We start from the raw sequence: 25542 nt of genomic DNA on the forward strand, positions 1-25542 counted from the left end.
GATCAGCGTCTGGGCTGCATTCCCACGCGGAGCGAGGGAACGATCATCGTGAGGCGTATTAACGATCAAGCAATCTCAGTAATAGACGCCCGGCACGGTCAGGTCGACCGGCTTGCCGCCCACCCACTTTTCATACAGCTCGGCATAGCGTCCCGAGCGCACTTGCTGGTTCACAAACAGGTTCAGGTAATGGATCAGCCCGTACTCGTTACGCTTGGCCGCAAGAGAAACGTAGTCGATGGTGTAGGGCGCGTTACCGGCAATCTTCAGGCCTTTGTATTTGCCGGATTTGATCGAGGCGGCGGCGACGGTGTTGGTGACCACGGACGCTTTGATGTGGCCCTGGGCGACGGCGAGGATGGTGTCGTTCTGGGTCTGGTAGGCGCGGAAACTGCCGCTGCCCCATTTCTTCTGATCCTTCTCCAGCGCGATCGCCTCGAACGTGCCGCTGGTGTTGCCGACATCCTTGCCCTTGAGGTCGTCGTAGCTGTTGATGCCGGCGTCGTCGCGGGTCAGCACCACCATCTGGAAGGCGAAATACGGGATGGTCATCGCCACCGTTTTTGCCCGCTCCAAGGTGTCCGAAGTCGACGCCACGATCACGTCAGCTCGCCCTGAAACCAGTGCAGGAATGCGGTCCGGAAACGGCGTTTCCACCACCTCGGCAGTCACGCCCAGCACCTTCGCAAGGTCGTTGCAGTAATCGACGTCAAACCCGACCGGGTTATTCTTGTCATCACGGGACCCCATCGGCGGGAAGTCCAGGGTCACGGCGCAGCGCAGTTTGCCGGAGTCGATGATGTCATCGAGCTTGTCGGCCAGCGCGGTGTTGATAAAAGAAGAGCTCATGACGGCGAGGAGGGCGACGGCGACAGCTTGGTTTTTCATAGAAGCCTCGGTGCGTGCAAAGGGGGAAACAGCCGGATAAGTAATTTCGTATACGATATTTGATATGCACGCAGCGTGCCTGTTTTGCCAGTACGGCGTGCAGGGCTTTGGATCAGCGGGCCGGGGTTTAGATGAGTGTTTTTAAGCGCGTGGGGCGGTGTTACATAAAGGAGCAAGAATGCGCGGCGTGCTTCATTGATGCACGTTGCCGTGCGGCAAAGATGCAGATTGCGCCGCACTGCAATCACCGTAGGACCGGCTTTAGCCGGGAACGCGTCATTCGGAACACTGCAAAATCAACGGTGCACACCCCGGCCTCTTCCCGGCTAAAGCCAGTCCTACAGAAGCACCGCGATCAACTAGTGGGACCGGCTTTAGCCGGGAAGGCGTCGGTCGTCACACCCGAGATTTATGGTGTTCCCACAGGCCTCTTCCTGGCTAAAGCCAGTCCTACAGAAGCACCGCGATCATCCAGGGAGGATGGCGGTGGATTCATATGCGCCGTTGCGAATCCCGATACTCACTCGGCGAAGCCCCGGTCATCGCCTTGAACTGGCGACTAAACGCACTGTGATCCGTATACCCACAGCGCAGGGCGATCTCGGTGATCGACAGGTCTTCCTGCAACAACCGCGACGCTTCACCCAGCCGCGCCTTGTGGATCATCTGCCGGGGCGTCAGCTGGAAGATGCGTTTGCAGTGCCGCTCCAGCTGGGCAATGGACAGCCCGGCAATGGCCGTCAGTTGCTCAAGGGTGATGGGCCGCGCGAAGTGCTCGCGAATGTACGCGTCGACCTCGACCAGCTTCTGATACGCCGGGTGGGTCGTCTGCAGAATTTGCAGATCCCGGGAGATACCCGCCAGCCCGATGATCGCGCCCTGACGGTCCCGCAAAGCGATCTTGTGGGTCAGACACCAAATCGGCTGATTGCCGTAATAAAGGTGCAGCTCCAGTTGATCGCTCAGTTGCCTGCCATCGGCCAGCACGCGGCGGTCCTGGGCGGTGTACAGCGGGCCGAAGCGGGCAGGGAACACTTCTTCAGCGGTCAGCCCGACGATCTGGCTTTTCTCCTTGAAACCACAACGCTGCACGAGCGTCTGGTTGACCAGCGCATAGCGCGCCTGGGCGTCCTTGACGAAGAACACGACACCCGGAATCGCATCGAACAGCGGCGCGACCAACGCCAGGCTGGCGAGCAGTTGTTCGAGATCGTGCAAGGGCGCGGCGGGGATGAGGTCGATCATGTTCACGGGCAGGACGGCCGGGCGGGAGATGGGATCGATGATGCGGGATGTTGGATGCGGCGGCTAGTCGAGGGGCGACTGGAGCCGCCGTAACAATAAATCAGTCCTCTTGGAACAGCGCTCTGAGTGCCGAGATCCCTGCAGACGAAAAAACTGTGGGAGCGAGCTTGCTCGCGAAGGGGCCGAGACATCCGCTGGATATTCCGCGTTCGAAACACCGTCTTTGTGAGCAATGTGGAGCGCCACCCCGTTCACTCACGCAATTTAATAAATCAGGCGCTTTAAACAGGGGCAACCTCGTCCAGACACGCCAGCGTCGAGATCCGCGCCGGGCTGAACGGCGGGCGCAACAACGGAGGTTCCCAGCCGAACAACGTCTGCGCCGCCGTCCCACAGATCCGCCCCTGACACGCGCCCATCCCGCAACGGGTGGCGAGTTTGGCCCCGGTCCAACTGCCATGATCCGCCAGGTCCGCGTATCGCACGTCTTCGCAACGGCAGACCAGCGTTTCCGGCATCGCCAGGTGTTTCAGCGCAGGATTGAGGCGGAACGCGGTGTTCAACCGGTCCGCAAAGCCCTGCCAGCGCTGCCGCTCAGCCCACAAGCCTCGCGCTTTTTCCCGTTCACCGACCGCCACCAGCCCGGCAATACGGCCTTTGACCAGTGCCAATTCGCTGCCGCCGAAACCGGTGCATTCACCCGCTGCGAAGTGATCAGCCAGACTGCTCACCTGCCAGTCGTCGACCACAATGGCCTGATCCCGCACGGTGCAGCCCAGTGCCTGGGCGATCTCGGTATTGGGCACCAGACTGAAACCGCAGGCCAGACGCTCGCAGGCCAGCTCTTCAATGGTGTCGCCCAGCTGAACGCGAACGCCTTCCAGCCGATCCGTGCCCAGCGCCGCCAGCACATGGGCCGAGGTTCGGTAGGCGGCACTGGCCAGCGTAATCGCTTGAATCGCCTTGTTCGGCCAGCGCCACAACCCGGCGGCAAATCCGGCGACAGCGCTCAAAGGCGCCTGCTCGGCAACGCGCACGACCTGGGCGCCACGCTTTTGCGCGGTCGCCGCCGATGCCAGCAACAGCGGGCCAGTCCCGGCAATCACGATGCGTTCGTCTGTCACCTGCAGGCCGCCTTTGATCAGCGCCTGCAAGCCGCCGGCGCCGGTGACCCCCGGCAGCGTCCAGCCCGGGAAGGGCAGCAACAGCTCCCGCGCGCCGGTGCACAGAATCAGCCGGTCGTAACTCAACGCCCAGCCGCGCTCGGCGTCTTCCAGCAGCAAGCGCTTCGGCCCCGCCAGCGCAACCACTTTGCAGCCGCTGTGCAGGCGAACGTTGCTGAAACCCTGCAACTGCCCGCGCATATCGTGAGCCTGTTTCGGCACCTCAGCGTTCGGGCCGTCGCGCCAGATCTGCCCGCCCGGCAGCGGGTTGTCGTCGAGCAGGGCGATGCTCAGCCCGCGAGGCGCCGCAGCCAGGGCCGCCGCCATGCCGGCCGGACCTGCGCCGATGATCAGCAGATCGACATGCTCGGTCGTTGTCGCGTTCACGGCCACGGTCATGGCTGAGTCTCGACGCGCATGCCGTCGCGGCAGATCGTCTGGCAGGCCAATCGGCGCAGGCCGTCGATGCTCACCCGGCATTCCTGGCAAATCCCCATGCCGCACAAGGGCGCGCGACGCTGGCCGCTGACCGACGTGCGGCTGCAGCGATCGCCGCTGGACATTAGTGCAGCGGCCACCGTGGTGCCTTGGGCGAAGCGAAAGGGCTGACCGTCGATGCTCAACTCAGGCATGGGCGCGGGCTCCGATAAAACGATGGGGCAAATACGGTTCAACGGCGAGGGGCGGCGGTGTGCGCAGCATTTGCGCGGCGAGCAGGCGGGCGGTACCGGTTGCCGTGGTGACGCCGAGGCCTTCGTGCCCGACCGCCAGCCACAGGCCGGGCTGATGCGGGTGCTGGCCGATCAGCGGCTGACCGTCGGGGCTGGCGGAGCGAAAGCCGGTCCAACTGCGAAGGCCGTTCATGTCGCCGAGGCCTGGGAGGAAATCCATCGCCCGGCGCAGCATCTGCCCGAGCATGGCCGCGTCGACCTCTGGATTATGGTTGTCGAACTGCCGCGATGAGCCGATGAACAATTGGCCGGTCGGGCGCTGCTGCACATTGAACGCCACCGAGGGGCCGTTGCCCTTGTGGGCGCTGGTGACGTAGCCCAGCTCGACCAGCGTGTGGGTGATCTGCGCGGGGTAACGGTCGGTGATCAACAGGTGGCCTTTCTTCGCCTGCAGCGGCAGGTCAGGGCACAGCTCGCGGGCGTAGATGCCGCTGGCAAGCACAACGGCGGGGGCTTGCAGCCATTCACCATTCGCCAGCCGGACACGGTTGCCCTGGACTTCCACGACTTCGGCCTGACGCTGAACCACTCGGGAAGACTGGCGCTGCAACAGCCAGCGCGCGGCATTAGGCGCGTACAGAATGCCGTCGCCGCTGACCTTCAAGGCGCCGAGCAGGCCGGATCGCAACGACGGCTCGGCTTCTGCCAGTTCGGCGCCGGACAGCAACTCGCAGGCCAGACCGTATTCGCTCAGCGCGGCCTGTTTGCGTTCGGCTTCGGCCATTTCTTCTTCGTTGCAGGCCAGCCAAAGGGTGCCGTTGGTGCGCATCGCGCAGTCGTCTGGCATCTGCGAAGCCAGCTCGCGCCAGGCCCTGACGGAATATTCCCCCAGCGCCAACTCGGCAGCACTGTGATCGAGAACAACCAAGTGACCCATCCCCGCAGCGGTCGCGGCGGGGCGCTGACAATCCAGCACCAGCACGTGCAAACCCTGGGACGCCAGCTCATCCGCGCACGCCGCGCCGACAATGCCGCCGCCAATGACGATCACATCCGCGGCATGGCCTTGCAGCGTGGGCGCATCGGTCACGAGCGAATGCCCCAGGCGAACGGGTCTTCGTCGTCCAGCAACAAAGTGGCTTCGGCGCTGATGTAAGCGCGGCCACGAATGGTCGGCACGATGCGGTCGCCCGTCTGCCGTTCACCGTGCTCCCAGACGAAATGGCCTTCGAACTGGCTGCCAATCACGCTGGCCTGCTGCCAAAGGGTGCCGGGTTGAAGTGTGCCGTCCGCCGCCAGGCACGCCAGTTTGGCGCTGGTGCCAGTGCCGCAGGGCGAGCGGTCGTAGGCTTTGCCGGGACAGAGCACAAAGTTGCGGCTGTCGGCGTGGTCGTCGTCGGCGAACAGCTCGATGTGGTCGATGACGCCGCCGTCTTCACCGCGAATGCCCTGGCTTTCCAGCGCCTGACGGACCTTCCAGGTGTAATCGGTAAGGGCGTCGAGGTTGTCGGCGGCGACGCTCAGGCCGTGGTCGGCGATCAGGAAAAACCAGTTGCCGCCCCAGGCGATGTCACCGGTCACGCTGCCCAGTTCGGGCACCTCGACGACGAAGTCCTTGCGGTAGCGGTACGAGGGCACATTGTCGACGCTGACCGAGCGGTCGTCGTGGAGCGTGGCCTGAACCGTGCCGACCGGGGTTTCAATGCGGTGCACGCCGGGGCCGATCTTGCCCAGATGCGCCAGCGACACCACCAGCCCGATGGTGCCGTGGCCGCACATGCCCAGGTAGCCGCTGTTGTTGAAAAAGATCACCCCGGCGCAGGATTCGGGATCCACCGGCTCACACAGCAGCGCGCCGACCAGCACATCGCTGCCGCGGGGTTCAAGCACCGTCGCCGCCCGCCAGTCATCGAACCGCTCAGCCAGCAACTGACGCCGCTCGGCCATGCTGCCCCGCCCAAGATCGGGGAACCCGTCGAGCACCAAACGCGTCGGCTCGCCGCCGGTGTGAGAATCGAGAATCTGGATGCGTTTCATGTATTCCCCTGTCGGACTGAGTCTGGAACTGGCTTCGACGATCCCTGCTGGGACCGCGTGCACCCGATGGAACTGGCTACAACGATCTCTAGTGGGACCGGCTTCAGCAGGGAAAGCGTTGGTCGTCACGCTGCAAGATTTATGGTGTTGACGCTGGTCTCTTCCCGGCTAAAGCCGGTCCCACAAGACTGCGTACACCCAATGGAACTGGCTACAACGATCCCTAGTGGGACCGGCTTCAGCCGGGAAGGCGTCGGTCGTCGCACTCGAGATTTATGGTGTTCACACTGGCCGCTTCCCGGCTAAAGCCGGTCCCACTAAAAGCATTGCGTACACCCCGACGTAACTGGCGATCACGATCCTTGTGGGACCGGCTTCAGCCGGGAAGGCGTCGGTCGCCACATCGGAGATTTATGGTGTTCACACTGGCCTCTTCCCGGCTAAAGCCAGTCCTACAGATCGCGGCGCGGAGCAACTTCACTATTGAGGCAAGAGTGCCGGGAACGACGGCCAAGGTCTTGACCGATTTCACCCTCGCCAATGACGAAATCGGCACAGTTGCCGGTCGATCAGATCTCGCTGAGCACCGCGTGGGGGAGGTGGGCGTAGAGGGTTCGGCAGACGCCGATGATGTGGTGTTCGATCAGTTCGGCCGCTTTGTCCACGTCACGATCGGCACAGGCCTTGAGGATCTCGCGGTGTTCCAGGTCGGCGCGCGCTTTGCCTTCTTCAAAGCTCATCTGCACCCGCAGGTAGCGTTCAACCTTGTCGTGGATCGAGCGAATCATGTTCAGCAAAAACGGCCGTTGCGCCGCTTCATACAGGCAGGTGTGGAACGCCCAGTTCAGCTCGGCCCAGCGTCCGATGTCGTCGTCGCGCATGAATTCGTCACAGATGGCCCGGGCCCGATCCAGCTGTGCAGCGGTCATTCGCGGCACGGCGAGGCGGATGGCTTGCACTTCCAGCAGCACCCGTACTTCAAAAATCTGCGCCAGCTCCGGCTCGGAAATCCGCGTGACCACGGCACCCTTGTTGCGCTGGAACTGCACCAGCCCTTCGGCTTCCAGACGTTTGAGCGCTTCACGCACCGGGATCTTGCTGACGTTGAACACGCGGGCAATGTCGTCCTGACGAATCGGCTCGTCCTCGGCGAACTGGCCTGAGATGATCGACTCGCGCAGGTATTTGGCAATCACCTCGGACGCGGAGGGCGCGACACCGAGGTTGGGGGCGTCAGGAAGAAGGAAGGGCACGCGAATGACTCAGCAGTAGGGGACGGCGAATATTGTATACGACGTCCGATTTGTTACGCGCCGTGTCTTCTCACTTAGCCGCCAAAACGATCAATGGTTGGCGGTGTAAGACAGCATCATCGACAGCTGACACATCGGCCGTCCGCTCTCGGCATGCCACTGATTGAACGCCGCTTGCACCGCCGCCTGATCACGCTGGCTGCTGGGCACACGGTCGACGATCTTCTGCGCGTTGAGCGCCGCGACCACGTCATTGCTCGGAATGAAGGTGTCCTTGCCAACCATGCGCAGGAAGCGCGGCGACGACAGCCCGCCCATCTGATTGCCGTGCTTGAACAGGTAACGCCACAGCCCGACGATATCGGTGACCGGCCATTCCGCGATGAAATTGCCGAAGCTGCCGTGTTCGTGGGCAATGTCGAGGATCAACTGGGCGTTGCGCGGCACGCTCTTGAGCTTGCCCAGGTGACGGATGATCCGCGCGTCCTGCATCAGGCGTTCCAGGTGATCGCCGCCCATCAGCGTGACTTTTTCCGGATCGAAGCCAAAGAACGCTTGCTCGAAGGCCGGCCATTTAGCGTCCACCAGGCTGTGCTTCAAGCCCGCACGAAAGACCCGCAGCGCCATGGTCGACAGGTAACGGTCGTCGCTGAGGGCTTTGAGTTTTTTAGTCGTAGCGGGGGTCGGCAGATGCGCCTCGAGGGCGGCGACGGAACCAAAGCGGTTGAGACAGTATTCATGGAGCCATTTGTAGTCTTGCATGCCCTCTCCAAAACAAAATTCATGTGCGCGATCGCTGACGTAGCGCATTTCCGAGCGCCGACGCAGAACCCCGGCAGGGGCTCTGTGTTTGACCCGGTTTGAGCAAGGGGTTCCAGCAATCGAGCGTGAGCAACGCCTTGAGCTGTCTAGCCCTGCGGCGGGTTAAGCAACAGCGCGGTTTTCGCCAGCCGCTGACCGAGCGAGCGGCACAGCGCGGTTTCGTGCTCATCCAGCGCGCGTTTGCCATCGGCACCGGCGTGATGACTGGCGCCATAAGGCGTGCCGCCGCCACGGGTTTCGATCAACGCCGCTTCGCTGTAGGGCAGGCCGCTGATCAGCATGCCGTGGTGCAGCAGGGGCAACAGCATCGACAGCAACGTGGTTTCCTGACCGCCGTGCAGGCTGGCGGTGGAGGTGAACACGCTGGCGGGTTTGCCCACCAGTGCGCCGGTCAGCCACAGGTTGCTGGTGCCGTCGAGAAAGTACTTCAGCGGCGCGGCCATATTCCCGAAGCGGGTCGGGCTGCCCAAGGCCAGGCCCGCACAGTTTTTCAGGTCATCCAGAGTGGCGTACAACGCGCCTGCGTCCGGAATGCTCGGCGCCACGGCTTCGCAGTCAGTGGACACCGCCGGCACCGTGCGCAGACGCGCTTCCACGCCGGTCATCTCGACACCACGGGCGATCTGCCGCGCCATCTCCGCGGTTGCGCCGTTACGGCTGTAAAACAGAACCAGAATGTAGGGCGCGCTCACGGCAGGATCTCCAGAATGTTTTCCGGCGGACGGCCAATCACGGCCTTGTCGCCGACGACGAGAATGGGGCGTTCGATCAACTTGGGATGGGCCGCCATGGCGGCGATCAGTTGCTCGTCGCTCAGGCTGGTGTCAGCCAGGTTCAGGGTTTTGTACTCGTCTTCACCGGTGCGCAGCAGCCCGCGAGCACCGATGCCGAGCTTGCCCAGCAGGTCGCGCAGTTGCGCGGCGTCGGGCGGGGTCTCGAGGTAATGAATGATGGTCGGCGTCAGGCCGCGGGCTTCAAGCAATGCCAGCGTGCCGCGGGATTTGGTGCAACGCGGGTTGTGATAAAGCGTGAGATCGGTCATTTGCGGGTCGCATCTTGCCTGAGGTGGCGGCTATTCTACCTGCGTCACGGTAACGACCGGTAACACGCGGCGAGCGATGCGCAATCGGCGCAGCGTGCATCTGGAAAGAAAGAGCACCTAGAAGGAAACAGCATCATGGCAAGGCGATTGGCAGCGGCGGCAGCACTGATTGGAAGTCTGTTGCTCAGCGGGTGCGGCGTGGACCTCGGCACCGACCAGAATGGCGAGAAAGTCGCCAGCAGCCGCGTCGACAAGCACTGGCTGGTGGTCAATTACTGGGCCGAATGGTGCGGCCCTTGCCGGACCGAAATCCCCGAACTCAACACGCTGTCCGAGCAGGTGAAAGGGCAGAACGTCAGCGTGTTCGGCGTCAATTTCGACAACCTCCAGGGCGAAGACCTGAAGAGCGCCAGCAAAGCGCTGGGCATCACCTTCACCGTGCTGGCCCAAGACCCGGCCGAACAATATGACCTGCCGAAAAGCGAAGCCCTGCCGGTGACCTACATCATTGACGACAAGGGCAAAGTGCGTGAGCAGTTGATGGGCGAACAGACGGCTGCGGGCGTGATGCAGAAGTTGGCGGAGTTGAAAGGGAAGGGCTGAAGCAGATCATTGGGCAGTCAGCTTAGATGTTAAACGGCGCTGCTCGCTGATTAACGCTCATCGGCCAGAAGTGCCCAGCGCTCGTGATCGCACCAGACCCCGGCGATCTGCAGGTATTTCGGGGAGAACCCCTCTTTCCGAAATCCGAGACGCTTGACCAGCGCGATTGAACGCACATTTTCAGGTTGAATATTGGCCTCGAGACGGTGAAGACCCAGCTCCTCAAAGGCATACCTCGTCGTCAGTTCCACCGCCTGTGACATCCTTCCCGTCCCGGCAAACGAGACCATGCCCCAATAGCTGAGATACGCGTTCTGAAATCCTTTATAGAAAATCTGGCTTAGGTTGGTCACTCCAACGATCTGACCCGATTCTGTATCGCGAGCCAGTAGGCCAACACTCGCGCCTGTGATTTGAGCGGAGTACCACTCCTCGAAACCTGTGGCGGTTGTGAACGGCTGTACCCAGCGGCCGTGGTAGTCCCGGCTTTCTTGATTTGCGTGTAGGAGCTCGTCGAGATCGGTGCGCGTTACCCGGGCGAGCTTGACGTCTGATGTTTCCATAACAGCTCCTCGTTTCCTACTTTCCTGACCGCTTCTCTGGCTCACTAACGCCCATTCCAAAGAGGCTGCGTCCTGCGAACCTTGTGATTTCATGATGAAGACGAAACCGCACTGAGTCCAACCAGGCTAGAGCGTTGGTGTGCGCTGGCGGCCAATAGTGGGTTGTCACCAGCGTCCGCCATCGACCCAAAGCGGCCGGTGGTAACCGATGAAAAATATTCCCCAACGTTTCTGATCGCTCGAAAGCGCCCGTGTGGCGAATGCTTTGCTTCAGCTAGGCCGAGGACCGCGATATGCCAGCTGTGGCCTTTTCCTATATCTGATAATGTCCTTTATCAAATATAAAAGGATCTGCCGAAATGGCTCGAGCCAAGCCCCCAGCCAATACAAACGCCCCAAAATTACAACTCCCTCCGCAGGGCATAGAGCGGGGCATCACTCGGCTGGATGAATGCATCAGCGAGCTAGAGGCTTTTGATATTCAAACCTTGGGAAACGGCAGCTGCCCTGAATTGAAGGCGTTGGAGGTCAGTATCCAGAGCACTTTGGTTCGCTATTTTGGTGAGGATACGTCGGCTTACAAGCTGTATTCGGGCGCTACGGTGCTGGGCCATTTCCCGATGGTCTGGGCGATAGGAGGAGGGCACGCTCCGCCAGTGGATTATGTAACCCCCGTGCGTCGCAACATTTCCGAGGCGGTAGCGCTACTCAAACAAGCTCAGCGAGCATTGAAAGAAGATCTTGCTGAGCGTGGGCAGTCGATTGAAATCGGCTCCTCAGCCGAGAAAGCGGCGGTACTACCCTCTAATCGCGTTTTCGTCGTGCATGGCCATGATGAGGCTGCACTCCAGGGCCTTGCGCGGTTCCTCGAAAAGCTAGGATTGGAAGCCATTATTCTTAAGGAGCAACCTGATCAGGGCCGCACCATTATCGAGAAGTTTGAGGGAACCGCTGACGATATTGGTTTTGCGGTGGTGTTGTTAACGCCAGACGATCTAGGTGCGTCAGTGAAGGCTGAGACCCCGGACGCACGAGCGCGGCAGAACGTCATCTTTGAGCTGGGCTACTTTGCTGCAAAGCTCGGCCGAGGCCGTGTGTGCCTGTTGCGCAAAGGTCATGTGGAAATACCTTCAGACCTGTATGGGGTCATTTATTCCGACATGGATCCTGCGGATGGATGGAAAGCCAAACTAGTGGGTGAGCTCAAGGCCGCGAAACTGGACTTTGATGCCAACAGATTTTGGCAGTGAACAAGGTCGTTGCTGTTCCAGGCTGATTTACCCGCGTTGATTGCAGTAGTAGGTAAGTCAGCAGAAACCCGGTTTGTCGAGTTTTTCACGGCCAACATCCGCAATCCCAATACGCGGCGGGCCTATGTGCGGGCAACCAACGAATTCCGAAGCTGGTGCATAAGCGCGGGGGTTTAGATCTGCGCGCTGTGACGCCGCTGCATGTGGCGACTTGGATCAAGCTGCAGACGCAAGCGCTAGCTCCGCCTTCGGTGAAACAACGCCTAGCCCCGATGCGGCATTTGTTCGACCGGCTGGGGGGTGGGACAGATCGCTGCTCATAACCCTGCTACGTCTGTGCGTGGCCCCAGTCACCTTGGCGATATCGGCATCATGCTCTAGCGCATTGGTTGCGGCCCTTGGGTTATAGCTTCGTTGGCGCATGAAAATCCTAGCGATAAGGGCGATGGTGTCCGCTTAAAAAAAACGCGGACACCATCGCCCTTAATACTGGGGTTCGGTAGGTGACTTGGCCGGACGATTACTGTTAGGGCAGCTAACGGCCAAAAGTGGACATTTGTCAGGGGCTACAGAAGTCGTCAGGTGGATGATTTATTATTGCATCAGAAAAATAAAAAGGTGCGGAACAGCCGGCTTTTATGAGCGAAATACTCCGCCACTGCCATCGAATCTTACTAAGAGATCATGAATTCTAGCTAACTCATCAACTATTGGCTGGATCTCGTATCGTTCACCTAGCACTTGAAAAATTCCTTCCTTCAAGTAGTAAGCCCTGAATATATGATGGGGCACGCCTGAGTCTTCAGGCTCAGCAAGAATGAGGCTAGGGAAGATGAATCCAACTATCCCCTCTTGAAGATAAAGATCAAGCCGCTCGTCAAAGTGCTCAATCGAATTTCTTAACGCCCTATTCATTAGGGGGCTATCGCCTTTCACACCAAAGATCTTTGACAGATACTGCCCGCGATCTCTGTGAATGGTCTTTCCTTCCGCTCCCTTGACACCATCACGCGAAGGGGAAAAGTATCGCGATATCGCTCCAGATTGATTGATGAGGTTCTGCAAGCAGTCCAGCAATAAGTTCGTCTTCTCTTGCGGGTCAATCTCCTCAATCAAGATTTTTTCGATGATCTTTTCTGCGATACTGCACGACTGGAAGGCAGACGTGGTATTGAAGAGCATCGACTGAATATAGAACGCCTCGTATGGCTTCCAGATACTAAATTCCTCACCTTCCATTCATCACCCAAGATCATATTAGAAATTTAGCATCAATCTACCGAAGAATCGATCCTAGGATCGCTGCTGAATCTTTGAAAATCCATTTGTAGTTGCTTACAGTCGGTGGCGAACATTGCTAAGGACAATACACAATTCTGTTTTTTATCGGTAGAACTTCAGCTCACCAAGTTATTATCCTTTAAAGCTTTTCAAAAACTTAGTTTTGTACTTGCTAGGACTAGTGATAGCTTTGGACAGCTCCGTGCCGCTACCGATTCGTTTGAAGTAACTGATATCCCGATTCATGTGTTTATCCAAAACATCCCAGTCAGGCGCACTACCTAATGAGCGCGCGGAGAAATCGTTCTCCTCTAGCAATCCCAGCATTTCAGGATAGCGCTGTTTGTAGAAGTCCCATGCAGATAAGAACTTAGTGCGGACATGCGGCGCTGGATGATTGCGCATCTGGATGTATATATCTTGGAGAAAACGAACCTCCCATGTGACATGGGGCGCAATATCCCCCATATGCATCTGGTAATTTTCGACAGGGAAGCGGCCGCCAGCATGTTCATTCAGTTTCTCTAATGAACGGTTGAGATAGACAAAAGAGAAATCTGCGTTGAAAGGCGCCAACCGGAAAAACCGATTGTGCCTTGCGCACTCCTGGTCCATGAACAAGCCAAGTGATGGGATATCCTTTTCAGCGAGATATGCTGATATCAAGGCAGTACCATAAAAACACTCAACGTGTTTCAGATCGTAGTGGGAGAAATCGCCGACCACAAGGGCCGCACGGAAGTAGATATTTTGACCGGTAAGTCGGTGATGTAAGTCCTCGGCGAACTCGGTGAGATACCAGACGAGATACTCTCTGTCGGCGTCGTTGGAGGCTGGCTTAATATTGTAGACCAGAACTGTGTCTGAGAAGACTATGGTCTTGAAGCTGTTATGTGTGTGTACATTGAGACTATCTAGAATCGAATAAATACGCGCTACCTTCCTTGGTTCCTTGCGCACCATATCGGTAAACCCCAAAACATCTATATAAAGGAGAAAGCGGTCCGTCATACCAAAGTTCTCTGTTTTACCGGAAGCAGGCATCATCGCCATTTCTGCGCAGCTTTAATAGCCCTCGGCACCAGCCACCAGGCTCCGTAGCCCCAAAATCGGCCGAGGGCTGACCGCCTGAGTGACCGCTTAGGGTCGAAAGCAGCCCTTCGGTGGGCGTATCGTCGGTAGACAATCGGCTGGTCGCCCGCCATAGGGATCAGCTTTTTGTTCGAGGAAGGCGCACCTGCCCAAGTAACCGTTGGTGACCTTCACGTATCGGCCGTTGATCAGCAGCACTGAACCACTGCTTTGGTGGTCATTCCAACGTGCAACGTGACCTCAAACCGCCATTGCTCAGGCAGCTTGCCTGACCAGCGACCGGAGAATCCTGATGACACGATGCAGCAAAGCGGCCGTAGTCCTGCTTGAGGATGAACAGGCTCCCCCTGAGCATGAGCGCCAAGTTCATCGAAAGCTTGGGGAACGGATTGCCCAGCTGATGGGGATTCGCTTCTTGGAAATCGACGAAGCGGCCATGATTGACCCCCTCGCGCTTTATTACCTTCCTGCCCGCACCCTTATCGGCGATGACCGCCAGCGCGAGCTGGGTATTTACACACCCGACGACTTTTTTGGCGGTCTGGTGAGTCAGCCCTACATGGCCACTAAAGCCATCTCCCACCAGCTGCTTGATGGCGCAACGGCCCCGCCAGGCTGGGCAGCCGATTTCGCTCGGCTGGCACGCGATGCGCTGCTCAGGGGTTTTACTGTCTTCAGCGTTGACGATGCCTTACGCGCCGGCAGACGGCTGCTGGAAGACGGTCCGCTTCGGATAAAACCCGTACGCGCCACGGCAGGCCGCGGCCAGCGCGTGGTGAGTTCGCCAACGCAACTAGCAGAAGCATTGGACAATCTCGACAGCAGAGAGCTCGCCGTGTGGGGCCTCGTGCTGGAACAGAATCTGAGCTCGGTCACGACTTATAGCGTGGGTCAGGTAACGATTGCAGGGCTTACGGCCAGCTACTTCGGGACTCAACAACTGACCCACGACCACGCTGGCGAAGAGGTCTATGGCGGTTCGCAGCTGACAGTGGTGCGCGGCGGTTATAGGCATCTCCTCGCCATCGACATCGACCCAGTGGTCCGTACTGCGATTGATCTGGCACAACGCTACGAGGCCGCCGCCTTCCAGGCATTCATTGGTTTTATCGCATCCCGACGCAATTATGACGTGGTGCACGGACGTGATGTTCAGGGCCAATGGCGCACGGGTGTGCTTGAGCAGTCCTGGCGGGTGGGTGGCGCCAGCAGCGCCGAGGTCCTGGCATTGCAGGCATTTGCGGAAGACCCATCGTTGCATCAGGTGTACGCCAGTACCCACGAAGTTTTCGATAACCTGCCGATTCCCGACGACGCGGTGCTGTTTTATCAGAGCGATGATCGTGAAGTTGGACAGATCAGCAAATACGCACGGATCCATGACAATGGGTATTCAAAGTGAACCGATCGACATTCAGGTCGATGATGTCAGCATTTCCGGTACCGTTCTGACCCCCAGCGCGCACGTGCCGGGCATCCTTTTTGTACATGGCTGGGGCGGCAGTCAGGAACGCGACCTGGCGAGGGCTAGAAATATCACCGGTTTGGGTTGCGTGTGCCTGACATTCGACTTGCGAGGCCACGAAAAAACCTTCAATCAGCGCCAGAGCGTCACGCGAGAGCAGAACCTCAACGACCTGCTTGCGGCCTATGATCGCCTTGCCAGCCATCCTTTGGTGGACACTGCCGCCATTGCCGTGATTGGCAGCAGCTATGGAGGTTATCTGGCCACGCTGCTAACGCGACTGCGTGCTATCCGCTGGTTGGCGTTGCGAGTGCCTGCTCTGTATTGGGACGCCGAGTGGAACGTGCCCAAGCATGCCCTCGATCGCGAGGGCTTGGCACGCTACCGTCGCACCAGTCTGACGCCCACGGATAACCGCGCGCTGGCCGCATGTTCAGAGTTTGCGGGAGATGTGTTGCTGGTTGAATCCGACCAAGATGACTACGTGCCGCACGCCACCCTGATGAACTTTCGCTCAGCCTTCGTTAACGCGCATTCGTTAACTCATCGCATCATCGACGGCGCCGACCACGCGCTGAGCACCGATGCCGCTCAAAAAGCCTATAGCTCGATCCTCACCGCGTGGGTTGGAGAAATGGTAGTGGGTGACCGACTGATTAATTACCCCCATCACTCGCCTCGGTATTCTTAGGCGGTATTGGCCATGGACGGCCGATACGTTTGCCGGGCAGCACACTCTAAACGTGATGTGTAGAACGTGGGTGGCATTGGCTCTCGCCAAAGGTATGCAAGAAGTCAATCACGGCCCTTTCACCCATGGAAGTGTTTTTGGTCAAGGACGTGAACCCTGGGCAAAGGGCTGGAAGATTGTTGCGGTGGTGTCCCAGGTGATGCCTAATGCCGCCGATGATGGCCCGGTGGCCTGCTGTGTGCTGGCCGCAAAAAGCCCAAGCCCGCCCCAAATATCTCAGCGGCCGCCCTGGCCAAGGCTAACGAGGGACTAAGCCGTTGATGCGTTACGCATAACGGGTACTTATGTTTAGGTGCGGATGCGTGCCCGGGATAACCACTTGGGCAAAGTAGATTGTGTCGTAGCCGTTATTGGCTCGGCATAATGTGCCAGCATGTGCTGCACATATTCCATTAAGAAGCTAAGCACTCCGCTTATTAATTACGATGAGAAATAACTAAAGTAATCACGCAGCCGTTTGTCACGTTTTTGGGAGATCACCACGTATACAACTGGAACTTGCAACTGTTACGACTATTTTTATGCGGGGACGGCTCGTGCAATGAGGTTATCTCTTAATTGCTGCACGGCCCCATAGGAGGGCTACTATGAAAGCGTTACGCTGGCATGGAAAGAAAGACATCCGATGTGATGACCATTTACCTGACCCTGCGATAGAGGACCCACGTGACGCAATTATCAAAGTCACGTCATGCGCCATTTGCGGCTCGGACCTGCATCTTTATGGCGGTTTCATGCCCGGCATGAAGCATGGAGATATCATGGGCCACGAGTTCATGGGCGAAGTGGTCGAGGTGGGGTCTGCCAACAAGAAGCTAAAGATTGGCGATCGCGTGGTCGTGCCCTTTACGATTTGCTGCGGTGAATGCGATCAATGCCGCCGGGGTAATTTTTCTGTATGCGAGCGCAGCAACCGAAATAAGGACCTCGCCGCTAAGGCCTTCGGCCACACCACTGCTGGTTGTTCGGATATACCCATCTGACCGGCGGCTATCCTGGTGGCCAAGCCGAATACGTGCGCGTGCCTTATGCGGACTTCACGCCGGTTCTAATCCCGGACGGCCTTACCGATGAACAAGTACTTTTCCTCGGAGATATTTTCCCCACCGGCTGGCAGGCCGCCGTGCAATGCGATATTCAACCAACCGACACCGTGGCTATCTGGGGTGCAGGCCCTGTAGGCCAGTTCACGGTGCGCAGCGCGGTGATCCTCGGAGCTAAGCAGGTGGTGTGCATCGACAATGTGCCCGAGCGCCTTGCAATGGCCATGGCCGGTGGCGCCATCGCAATAAATTTTGATGAAGAAAGTGTGCTAGACCGCTTAGCCGAGCTTACGGGCGGTAAAGGGCTGGAGAAATGCATTGATGCGGTAGGCATGGAGTCCCACGCTACCCGTTCGTTTGACTCCGTCTACGATCGCGTGCGGCTATCGCAAAACGTTTCGCAGGGTGGGTGCACTGCACATTATATATATCGTATAAATGGAAGGCTCTGACTTAACGTGGAGCTGTAGATGCAGTGCTTGTGATCGCCGGTGGTCCGGATCGCCGCCGGTCCGGTAGTCACCCGAATCTTTGATCGAACGCAGGTACCGACCAGCCAGATATCTCGTAGCAGACGAATCCAATTCAGTTTGAACGGGAGAATATAATGAAAGCCATCGTGTACAACGGGCCACGCGACGTCAGCGTGCAAAACGTCCCCGACGCCAAGATCGAAAAGCCTACCGACGCAGTAGTGCGCGTTACCACCACCAATATCTGCGGCTCCGACTTGCATATGTACGAGGGCCGCACCTCCATGGAAACCGGTCGAGTCTTTGGTCACGAGAATCTCGGAGAAGTCATTGAGGTCGGTGTCGGCGTAGATCGCGTCAAGGTGGGTGATCGTGTCTGCCTGCCTTTTAACATCGGCTGCGGATTCTGCGAGAACTGCGAAAAAGGACTGACCGGTTTTTGCCTCACGGCCAATCCCGGCACTGCCGGTGCTGCTTATGGTTTTGCCGACATGGGCTCTTATCAGGGCGGCCAGGCTGAGCTGCTCCGGGTGCCCTATGCCGACTTCAACTGTCTGGTTCTGCCAGAAGATGCGCAGGAAAAAGAAAACGACTACGTGATGCTGTCGGACATTTTTCCTACCGGTTGGCATGCAACGGAGCTGGCCGGCCTGATGCCGGGCGAAAGCATTGCTATTTACGGCGCGGGGCCGGTGGGACTCATGGCTGCACATGCCGCGATGATCAAAGGCGCTTCGCAGGTGTTCGTAGTCGATAATCATCCGGATCGATTGAAGCTGGCGGCGCAGATTGGTGCCACGCCGATCAACTCGCTGGAAAGGGAAGCGGTCGACCAGATTCTCAACCTGACTCACGGCAAAGGTACTGATCGGGGCTGTGAATGTGTTGGGTATCAATGCTGTGACAAACACGGTCATGAAGCCAATCATCTGACCATGAACAACTTGGTGGCTTCGACCAAGGCCACTGGTGGTATTGGCGTCGTCGGGGTGTTCGTGCCTCAGGATCCAGGTGCACAGAATGAACTCGCCAAAGAAGGGAAGATGGCGTTCGACTTCGGTGCGTTCTGGTTCAAGGGTCAGCAGATTCGCACCGGGCAAGCCAATGTGAAGGCCTATAATCGTCGGCTCGCGGAGCTTATTCACCATGACCGCGCCAAACCTTCGCAAATCATTTCCCACAGCCTGAAACTGGCTGAAGGGCCTGATGCGTACAAGCATTTTGATGCGCGGGATGAGGGTTGGACTAAGGTCATTCTGAAGCCGGCAGCGTGATGGCCATCCTCATGGCTTGAGCCGACAATTTAGCGGCATTGTGGAGATGTCAGATGATGCGCACCGCATTGCCGCCTATTGCTTGCGGGCCCAGAAATCTATACAGCTGCCACTCACGATCCTTTGCGGGTACCGCTCATTGGATAAATTTATTCGATGAGCCGGTGCAGATTGTCCTCATGGCGCATCTCGGTGGTACGGTGGCGGGGCTCATCGCCGCTAGCTTTTCGGCAGGCAGTGGTCCCCTGATGCAACCGATTAGATTCGTTCGAATAGGCTCGGTCTGTGTGGTAGAACGCTTTCTGGCAACGGAATCGATCGCCAGCGGGTGAACTGGGTTCAGGAGTAGGGATTGAACAACGCGCCAAAGACATCAGTTTAGCCGCTTGGAAGTTCAATCCCCTCTGCGGGGTGTCGCGGAACTCTCCCAAATCTCTGGTCAACAAGAATCACTCAACGATACCTGAAATTCAGCAAAACATAACTGATCATGGTTAACGTTAGACCGATCAATATGTATTCGACACGAGGCAGCCATATAAATGAGCCACCTAAAGAAAATACGATCAACGTGTTTTGAAGTATGTATTTCCTGATCTTAGGTACGGCTATGAAGTAGCCATATTGCTTGCCTACGAAAAATAAGACCATGCCGATGACTGACATAATTTGAAAATCGTGTATCGCAATGTCGTTCAAGATCGCATGTCTGATCAAGTTAGCGAGTAGGGCCAGCCCTAAAAACAGGAAAAGGTGCGAGTAGATCAAGGAATGCCCACTCATGCTGCTTTCATTTCTGCTCAGCAGGTAAAAGCTATCAAAATAGATCCACCATATACTACATGTCATGACAAATCCGGTAATTGCCGCCATTACATTATAAGGATTCCATTGAATGTCAGATAACCCTCCAGCAAGGCTGATCACTGACTCGCCCAATAAGATAAGGGTAAGCAAGCCTAGTCGTTCAACCAAATGGTCTGTATGCGCTGGCAGGGGTTTTAGTTTGCTCCAGGGGAAAACAGGAAGCAGAATATCAAGAAAAATTCCAATGTAAGCTACAATGTATCGAATCGGAGGGTCAAAAATAAGGGATGAAAGACTGATCGCTGAGCTTACCAAAAGGGCGAAGCCAAGCCTGGAGGCGTATTCGCTACGGCCGTCGACCGTATTGATGGTCGAGATGTACATGATGCTGATGATGGCACGTATACCCACATAGCAGACGATAACAAGCGGGTAGTATACTTCCAGTTCTTCCCCAATCCGTGCGGACAGCACAATGAGCAACAGCATTATAAATAATGTTGACAGACGGTGAAGATTACTGTCCGTGTCAAACCTGTTGGAGTAAATAGTGTGGCTTGACCAGATCCACCATAATGGAACGAAAAGCAGTAAGAAACTCCATATCTGCTCAGGTTCAAAGTGGCCTTGATGTAGATGCCCGAGCGTATGAGTCACCTTGCCAATAGTCACGACAAAAATCAGGTCAAAAAACAACTCTAACCAGGTGGCGTGTCGATTTTGTTCATAATACTTTAAAGATTTCATTCGCTGCTGGCTCCGCGTGCATCTAGAAGAGTCCATTGCCTGAACCTTGATAGATGGGTGATTAGGGCATGCTTAGCGGGATACAACGTGCCCGGCGGGATCACTCAATCCACTATCAGTGGATTCACAAAAGAAACGGGCCCTAATCTCAGCCTGAGCCTGAGTGTTTTAGGCAGCCAGACGTTCAAGTTTCGCGGGAAGAAGCATGAGGTAATCCTCCGTGTCTTCGCGGTATTGGATTGAGGGCCAAGTGTGTAGCAGAACGGTTGGATGCCCCTTGACTCACCAGTGACTATAGTCGTGTTTGGCACCTACCGTAGCCGTAGAACGAATTTTCGGCATCCGATACCACCAGCAGTTCGCGCACTTTTCTCGCTGCAGTTTTAGGCGACTTTTTTCAGTCGATGGTTTTTGCAGCTGTTTAGCTACCTAAGTCGAGGGTACTTCTGCATTCTGAAGGACAATCGCTGCCCGTTACGGCACCCAGAAATTGACCAGAGCCACGTCTCGAACGTGTGACGATCAGGTAAAAACCCTGGGCCAAGGTGAGGAAATTCGCGCACCTCTGCCTTGTTCATTCGATAGTGCGCTTCATGATGATCGTTCGGGTAGAGGGCGATCACATCGGCCGAATGGTCGTGGTCCGTTCACCGCCAAACGGCGTCAATCTGACACTGCTTTTTATGTCACCTCTGAGCCTTTCTTCAGCGGGGCGCCGCTGCCTACAGTGCGCGACCGACGCACTAGTGGACACTGATCGGCCGCCCATTATTTCTGGCTCTTTGTAGAGCGGACGACCTCGAGAGTCTTCAGGAACCACCATGAATACTCGTCCCGATTTTCACAGCAATACGTTCCCCGAGTCGCAACGTGACATTCTCGGCATGATCGCAAGCGACCAGCATCTGGACGAAATACTTTCCGCTATTTGCCAGATGCAAAACGCCCTAAGCCCCGATACGTTCTGTTCCATTCTCCTCACTGACGCCGAGGGTAAGCACTTGCTCAGCGGCGCAGCGCCCGGCCTGCCGGCCAAATACAGTGAGGCGATTCATGGAATGGCGATCGGTCCAACGGAAGGCACCTGCGGCACGGCAGCTTTCCGGCGCGAAATGGTGGTCACTGAAGACATCGCTCAAGATCCGAATTGGGAGCGTTTCCGCAGCCTGGCGCTTGGGCATAACTTGCATTCGTGCTGGTCGGTTCCTTTGCTCTCCCATGAAGGCAGCGTTCTGGGCACATTTGCCCTGTATCAGAATCGCACCCATACGCCAGACGAAGTACAGATTCAACAACTTGCGTGCGCGGCCCAACTGGCAGTCATCGCAATCCGCCATGAGCGTGACGGTCAGCGTCTGGAGGAGAGCGAGCAACGCTTTCGTTCACTGTTCACCTATAACCCCAACCCGGTGTTCGCGCTCGATCTGCTCGGCAACATCCAGAGTGTGAATCCCGCAGGCCTGAAGCTTAAGCCGCAGACTGCAACCCAGTTCATTGGCCATCACTTTTCCCGTCTGGTGCCTGAGGAAGACCTGATGCGGGTCAGTCGGCATTTTTCCGCAGCGCGCGCCGGAGCCCCTCAACGCTTCGAGGCACGGCTTCGAGACGAGAATGAAAAACTGTTGACCATGGACATTTCGAACCTGCCCATCATGGTCAACGGCGAGATCGTTGGTGTGTTTGGCATTGCCCGTGACATCAGCGATCAGAAGCATTTCGAGCGCCAGTTGAGTTTCAACGCCAGCCATGACCAACTGACCGGCTTGCTTAACCGTGTGTCGCTTGAAGACCAGCTTATTCTGGATTGTCACCTCAGTCGTCGGCGTAAGCGGCTGTTGGCGGTGATGTGCATAGATTTGGATGGTTTCAAATCCATCAATGATTCGATCGGCCACTACTTTGGCGATCAGGTGCTGGTCGAGGTAGCGCGACGCATGGCCGAGCAGGTTAGGCCCGGGGATACGATCGTGCGCATGGGCGGTGACGAATTCATCGTTCTGTTGCCGGACCTGCTGCGTGATGAAGACGTCGTGCCGGTGGCCGAGCGATTGATGGCCAGCATTGCCAGACCCTACTGCATCCAGGGCATCGACCTGCACGTAAGCGCAAGTGTCGGCATCACTCTGAGCGATGGTCACCTTGAGCAGCCGATGCAGTTGATCCAGCAGGCTGACATGGCTATGTACAAAGCCAAACAACAAGGGCGTAACAACTTTCAGTGGTACACCAGCGACCTGAATCAGCGAGTTTGCGAGCACGCCACGCTGCGCAATGACCTGCAAAAGGCTATCGAGACTCAGTCGTTACAGCTGCATTATCAACCGCAGATCGACGCACGCACCGGGCGTGTGGTCGGGATCGAAGCGTTGCTGCGCTGGGAGCATCCGGAAAAGGGATTTATCCCCCCAGCGGTATTTGTACCGGTGGCCGAGGACAGCGGTCAGATCATCGCGCTTAGCCTTTGGGTGCTCGATACGGCCTGCGCTCAGTTGCGCCTGCTGGACGAGCAGGGCATCACGGGCATCTCGATGGCCGTCAATATCTCACCGATGCATTTTCAGCGTGGCCATTTCGTGCAGTATGTCCAGGCCACGCTGGACAAACATGGTCTGCGAGGTGAACAACTGGAGCTGGAGATCACCGAGTCGCTGCTGTTGCACAACGCTGAACAGGCGATCGAGACGTTGCACCGGCTCAAGGCATTGGGGGTGCGGATTGCACTCGATGACTTCGGCACCGGTTTTTCCAGCCTCAGCTACCTCAAGCGTTTGCCGATCGACAAAATCAAGATCGACCGTTCGTTCATCCGGGAAATCGCTACCGATCATCACGATGCGGCGATCACCCAGGGCATTATTTCCATGGCCCACCACCTCAGCCTCATTGTAGTCGCCGAAGGCGTTGAAACGGCGTCCCAAATGGAATTCCTGAAAGGCAGTCGCTGCGATATTTTTCAGGGTTATCACTTCGCCAGACCGATGCCGTTTGCCGCCCTCGAAGAGTTCCTGAGCCATCCAGAGTTTCATCGCTGACCGGCCGTTCGGTTGTCAGCGTCTCGAACATCGGATGCTGAGGGAAAGGGCGCCGCTGTCGAGTAAATGGGCTGGGTGCAGCTAATGACGGGTGCGAGGCAGTCCGGCGTCTGCTTCTGGCCGTTTGCTCTGCCGGCGGAATGACTCGACGCTATCTCCCATCCCCACGACGCTGGAGCTTGCTGCCAAGTCGGCAAATATCCCGTTGGGCTTACTGGAAAGCATGGCGCATGATGACCTGGTCATAACAAGAGGACACACGTCATGGTCAACGTAGCGTTGTTCGTTCGTCTCGAAGCAAAACCCGGGAAAGAGAAAGAGGTTGAGAGCTTTTTAGTGAGTGGTCTTGCAATCGTGGCGGAGGAGCCAGCCACCACGGCCTGGTTCGCCATCCGCTTGGGACCTTCCACCTTTGGCATCTTTGACGCCTTCCCGGATGAAGCAGGCCGACAGGCTCATCTTTCGGGCAAGGTCGCCGCCGCGCTTATGGCAAAGGCTGCCGAGCTGTTTGCCGAACCGCCGTCAATCGAGAAGGTTGACGTCCTTGCGGCAAAGCTGCCCGGCTAGGCAAGCCCGACGAGGCATTCCAACCCGTCCCTGCCGCCGTTTGCCGCGTCAGGGACGCGGCTGAGTCTGGACGTTACCGCGGGTCTCTTTTCGCGGGGGAGGTGCCAACAGCGACTATAGTCATTGGTGCGTCAGATCAAATCAGCCGTTGTGCTGCCAACCTGGCCTCAACCCCATTCCGAGAAAGCACGGCGGATCGCCTCGTGCTCGTTGATGCGGACCATAACCCTCGCAGCCGAAGACACTCAGGCTTGTATCGAGGCCTCTTCGCCACTCTGAATCCCTTGACGGTGGATGGAGTTATCCCGCCGGGCGAGTTGTATCCGGCTGAGCAGAACCCACCCCCATCTATCAGGGCTCAAGCAATGAACACTTCAGCATTGGATGATGCAAAAGAAACGACCGACGGCCCGGTTCAAGAACCACTTCCAGCCGGCACTGTCGCCCCCGATTTCTCCCTGTACGCGACCCCCGATCAGCGGCTGTCCCTGCACGAGCTAAAGGGAAGTCCCGTAATATTGGCGTTCTATCCCGCTGACTGGAGCTCGGTGTGTGGCGACCAACTGACCTTGTACAACCAGGTGCTCCCCACATTCAGAGAGTACGGCGCGACGCTGCTGGGTATTTCCGTGGACAGCGCTTGGTGTCATCAGGCCTTCGTCAAAGACCGTGGTTTTCACTTCAGCCTGCTTGCCGATTTCGAGCCCAAAGGAGCGGTGGCGCGACAGTATGGCGCGTACGAATCCCACCTTGGAGTTTGTAAGCGGGCGTTGTTCGTGATTGACAAGGAGGGGGTGGTCGCCTGGAGTTACGTTTCACCGATGGCAATCAATCCTGGAGCGGACGGCATTCTGGATGCGCTGGATGCTCTGGCGGATTCCCCACACAGCACGCCCTCCAAAAACCAGTAGGTGATCACATGGCCACTCTCAAAGTCCCGGTAACTGCAAACGACCATCGCCAGGGAAGGGCGCATGCCAAGGTCACACTGGTGGAATATGGCGACTACGAATGCCCCTATTGCGGTTTGGCGTACTGGGTCGTCAAGAAGCTGCAGCAGCATTTTGGCGAGGATCTGTTGCTTGTTTTCCGCAACTTTCCACTAACCACTGCTCACCCGCATGCGCTGGGTGCAGCTGTCACCGCTGAATATGCCGGGAGTCGAGGATTCTTCTGGGAGGCCCACGACGAGTTGTATGAAAATCAGGATCGATTGGGCGTGCCGCTGTATGGCGCCATCGCACTGAGACACGGCCTTTCCAGCGATGAACTCGTTGTTGCCATGCAAACCGATATCTATCTGCCCAAAATACAATCCGATTTCAATGGCGGCGTACGTAGCGGGGTAAACGGCACGCCCGCGTTCTACATCGACGGGCTTCGCTATGACGGGCCTCCCGAGGTCACCGAGATGAGTCAGGCGATTGAGCTTTCCTCGATGCGTGGACTCAATCGCTAGCTAGCGCCTGGGTT

General features: G+C 57.4%; 23 protein-coding genes and 1 pseudogene. 10 read left to right on the forward strand and 14 right to left on the reverse strand.

Annotated features, from left to right (window positions below; translation table 11 throughout):
* Positions 1–75: 75 nt before the first annotated feature.
* The 10 genes from IFT47_RS09235 to arsC all read right to left on the reverse strand — a co-directional run bounded on the left by IFT47_RS09235 (position 76) and on the right by arsC (position 9121).
* On the reverse strand, positions 76–888 hold the full coding sequence (locus IFT47_RS09235) for an ABC transporter substrate-binding protein (RefSeq protein WP_192172921.1): 813 nt from the start codon (positions 886–888) through the stop codon (positions 76–78).
* A 492-nt stretch (positions 889–1380) separates the two neighbouring features.
* A complete protein-coding gene (locus IFT47_RS09240; RefSeq protein WP_192172920.1) occupies positions 1381–2133 on the reverse strand; it encodes an AraC family transcriptional regulator in 753 nt (250 codons plus the stop codon).
* A gap of 281 nt (positions 2134–2414) precedes the next feature.
* Entirely contained in the window at positions 2415–3695 is a 1281-nt protein-coding gene (locus IFT47_RS09245; RefSeq protein WP_192172919.1) for an NAD(P)/FAD-dependent oxidoreductase, read from the reverse strand.
* Positions 3692–3928: a (2Fe-2S)-binding protein gene (locus IFT47_RS09250; protein WP_065992824.1), complete on the reverse strand. Its 237-nt coding sequence runs from the start codon at positions 3926–3928 to the stop codon at positions 3692–3694. Before IFT47_RS09250 ends, IFT47_RS09245 begins: the two co-directional genes overlap by 4 nt.
* Positions 3921–5057, reverse strand: a complete 1137-nt coding sequence (locus IFT47_RS09255; protein WP_342345374.1) for an NAD(P)/FAD-dependent oxidoreductase — start codon at positions 5055–5057, stop codon at positions 3921–3923. The genes IFT47_RS09250 and IFT47_RS09255 overlap by 8 nt, the downstream gene beginning before the upstream one ends.
* Complete coding sequence (locus IFT47_RS09260) at positions 5054–6004, reverse strand: 4-hydroxyproline epimerase (protein ID WP_192172918.1); 951 nt, start codon at positions 6002–6004, stop codon at positions 5054–5056. Before IFT47_RS09260 ends, IFT47_RS09255 begins: the two co-directional genes overlap by 4 nt.
* A 569-nt stretch (positions 6005–6573) precedes the next feature.
* On the reverse strand, positions 6574–7257 hold the full coding sequence (locus tag IFT47_RS09265; RefSeq protein ID WP_192172917.1) for an FCD domain-containing protein: 684 nt from the start codon (positions 7255–7257) through the stop codon (positions 6574–6576).
* A gap of 90 nt (positions 7258–7347) precedes the next feature.
* Positions 7348–8019 carry a DNA-3-methyladenine glycosylase I gene (locus IFT47_RS09270; RefSeq protein ID WP_192172916.1) on the reverse strand — a complete coding sequence of 224 codons (672 nt, stop codon included), beginning with the start codon at positions 8017–8019 and terminating at the stop codon, positions 7348–7350.
* Between the two features lie 146 nt (positions 8020–8165).
* A complete protein-coding gene (gene wrbA, locus IFT47_RS09275) occupies positions 8166–8771 on the reverse strand; it encodes an NAD(P)H:quinone oxidoreductase (protein WP_192172915.1) in 606 nt (201 codons plus the stop codon).
* Positions 8768–9121 (reverse strand): arsenate reductase (glutaredoxin), encoded by a 354-nt coding sequence (gene arsC / locus IFT47_RS09280; protein ID WP_192172914.1) that lies wholly within the window; start codon positions 9119–9121, stop codon positions 8768–8770. The genes wrbA and arsC overlap by 4 nt, the downstream gene beginning before the upstream one ends.
* A 135-nt stretch (positions 9122–9256) precedes the next feature.
* Here arsC and IFT47_RS09285 point away from each other — a divergent pair, with 135 nt between their 5' ends.
* Positions 9257–9724 carry a TlpA family protein disulfide reductase gene (locus tag IFT47_RS09285; protein WP_122622240.1) on the forward strand — a complete coding sequence of 156 codons (468 nt, stop codon included), beginning with the start codon at positions 9257–9259 and terminating at the stop codon, positions 9722–9724.
* 50 nt (positions 9725–9774) lie between these two features.
* Here IFT47_RS09285 and IFT47_RS09290 read toward each other — a convergent pair whose 3' ends face one another.
* On the reverse strand, positions 9775–10287 hold the full coding sequence (locus IFT47_RS09290) for a GNAT family N-acetyltransferase (protein WP_192172913.1): 513 nt from the start codon (positions 10285–10287) through the stop codon (positions 9775–9777).
* 359 nt (positions 10288–10646) lie between these two features.
* On the opposite strand from IFT47_RS09290, the gene IFT47_RS09295 reads away from it, so the two are divergent.
* Positions 10647–11537 (forward strand): TIR domain-containing protein, encoded by an 891-nt coding sequence (locus IFT47_RS09295; RefSeq protein WP_192172912.1) that lies wholly within the window; start codon positions 10647–10649, stop codon positions 11535–11537.
* Between the two features lie 636 nt (positions 11538–12173).
* On the opposite strand, the gene IFT47_RS09300 is transcribed toward IFT47_RS09295, so the two are convergent.
* Entirely contained in the window at positions 12174–12776 is a 603-nt protein-coding gene (locus IFT47_RS09300) for a hypothetical protein (RefSeq protein ID WP_192172911.1), read from the reverse strand.
* Between the two features lie 174 nt (positions 12777–12950).
* Complete coding sequence (locus tag IFT47_RS09305) at positions 12951–13871, reverse strand: hypothetical protein (RefSeq protein WP_192172910.1); 921 nt, start codon at positions 13869–13871, stop codon at positions 12951–12953.
* 331 nt (positions 13872–14202) lie between these two features.
* Here IFT47_RS09305 and IFT47_RS09310 point away from each other — a divergent pair, with 331 nt between their 5' ends.
* From IFT47_RS09310 to IFT47_RS09325, 4 genes and pseudogenes are all read left to right on the forward strand, one after another.
* Positions 14203–15312: a DUF3182 family protein gene (locus IFT47_RS09310; RefSeq protein WP_192172909.1), complete on the forward strand. Its 1110-nt coding sequence runs from the start codon at positions 14203–14205 to the stop codon at positions 15310–15312.
* Positions 15296–16066, forward strand: a complete 771-nt coding sequence (locus IFT47_RS09315; protein WP_192172908.1) for an alpha/beta hydrolase family protein — start codon at positions 15296–15298, stop codon at positions 16064–16066. The genes IFT47_RS09310 and IFT47_RS09315 overlap by 17 nt, the downstream gene beginning before the upstream one ends.
* A 647-nt stretch (positions 16067–16713) precedes the next feature.
* Positions 16714–17552, forward strand: a pseudogene (locus IFT47_RS27950) (alcohol dehydrogenase catalytic domain-containing protein); the annotation flags it as partial.
* Between the two features lie 224 nt (positions 17553–17776).
* Complete coding sequence (locus IFT47_RS09325) at positions 17777–18916, forward strand: glutathione-independent formaldehyde dehydrogenase (RefSeq protein ID WP_192172907.1); 1140 nt, start codon at positions 17777–17779, stop codon at positions 18914–18916.
* Positions 18917–19369: 453 nt separating this feature from the next.
* Here the strand turns inward: IFT47_RS09325 and IFT47_RS09330 are convergent, their stop codons facing one another.
* Positions 19370–20470, reverse strand: a complete 1101-nt coding sequence (locus IFT47_RS09330) for a low temperature requirement protein A (protein WP_065991695.1) — start codon at positions 20468–20470, stop codon at positions 19370–19372.
* A gap of 821 nt (positions 20471–21291) precedes the next feature.
* Between IFT47_RS09330 and IFT47_RS09335 the strand changes: the two genes are divergently transcribed.
* The 4 genes from IFT47_RS09335 (at position 21292) to IFT47_RS09350 (ending at position 25528) form a co-directional block, all read left to right on the forward strand.
* Entirely contained in the window at positions 21292–23502 is a 2211-nt protein-coding gene (locus tag IFT47_RS09335; RefSeq protein WP_192172906.1) for an EAL domain-containing protein, read from the forward strand.
* A gap of 264 nt (positions 23503–23766) precedes the next feature.
* Positions 23767–24069, forward strand: coding sequence for a putative quinol monooxygenase (locus IFT47_RS09340; protein WP_062383845.1), 303 nt, complete (start codon positions 23767–23769; stop codon positions 24067–24069).
* A 365-nt stretch (positions 24070–24434) separates the two neighbouring features.
* A complete protein-coding gene (locus IFT47_RS09345) occupies positions 24435–24980 on the forward strand; it encodes a redoxin domain-containing protein (RefSeq protein WP_192172905.1) in 546 nt (181 codons plus the stop codon).
* A gap of 8 nt (positions 24981–24988) precedes the next feature.
* The gene (locus IFT47_RS09350; RefSeq protein WP_065991699.1) at positions 24989–25528 is read left to right on the forward strand and encodes a DsbA family protein; all 540 of its coding nucleotides are present in this window, start codon (positions 24989–24991) and stop codon (positions 25526–25528) included.
* Positions 25529–25542: the final 14 nt, after the last annotated feature.

The organism is Pseudomonas sp. CFBP 13711 (assembly GCF_014842265.1).
Classification (GTDB): Bacteria; Pseudomonadota; Gammaproteobacteria; order Pseudomonadales; family Pseudomonadaceae; genus Aquipseudomonas.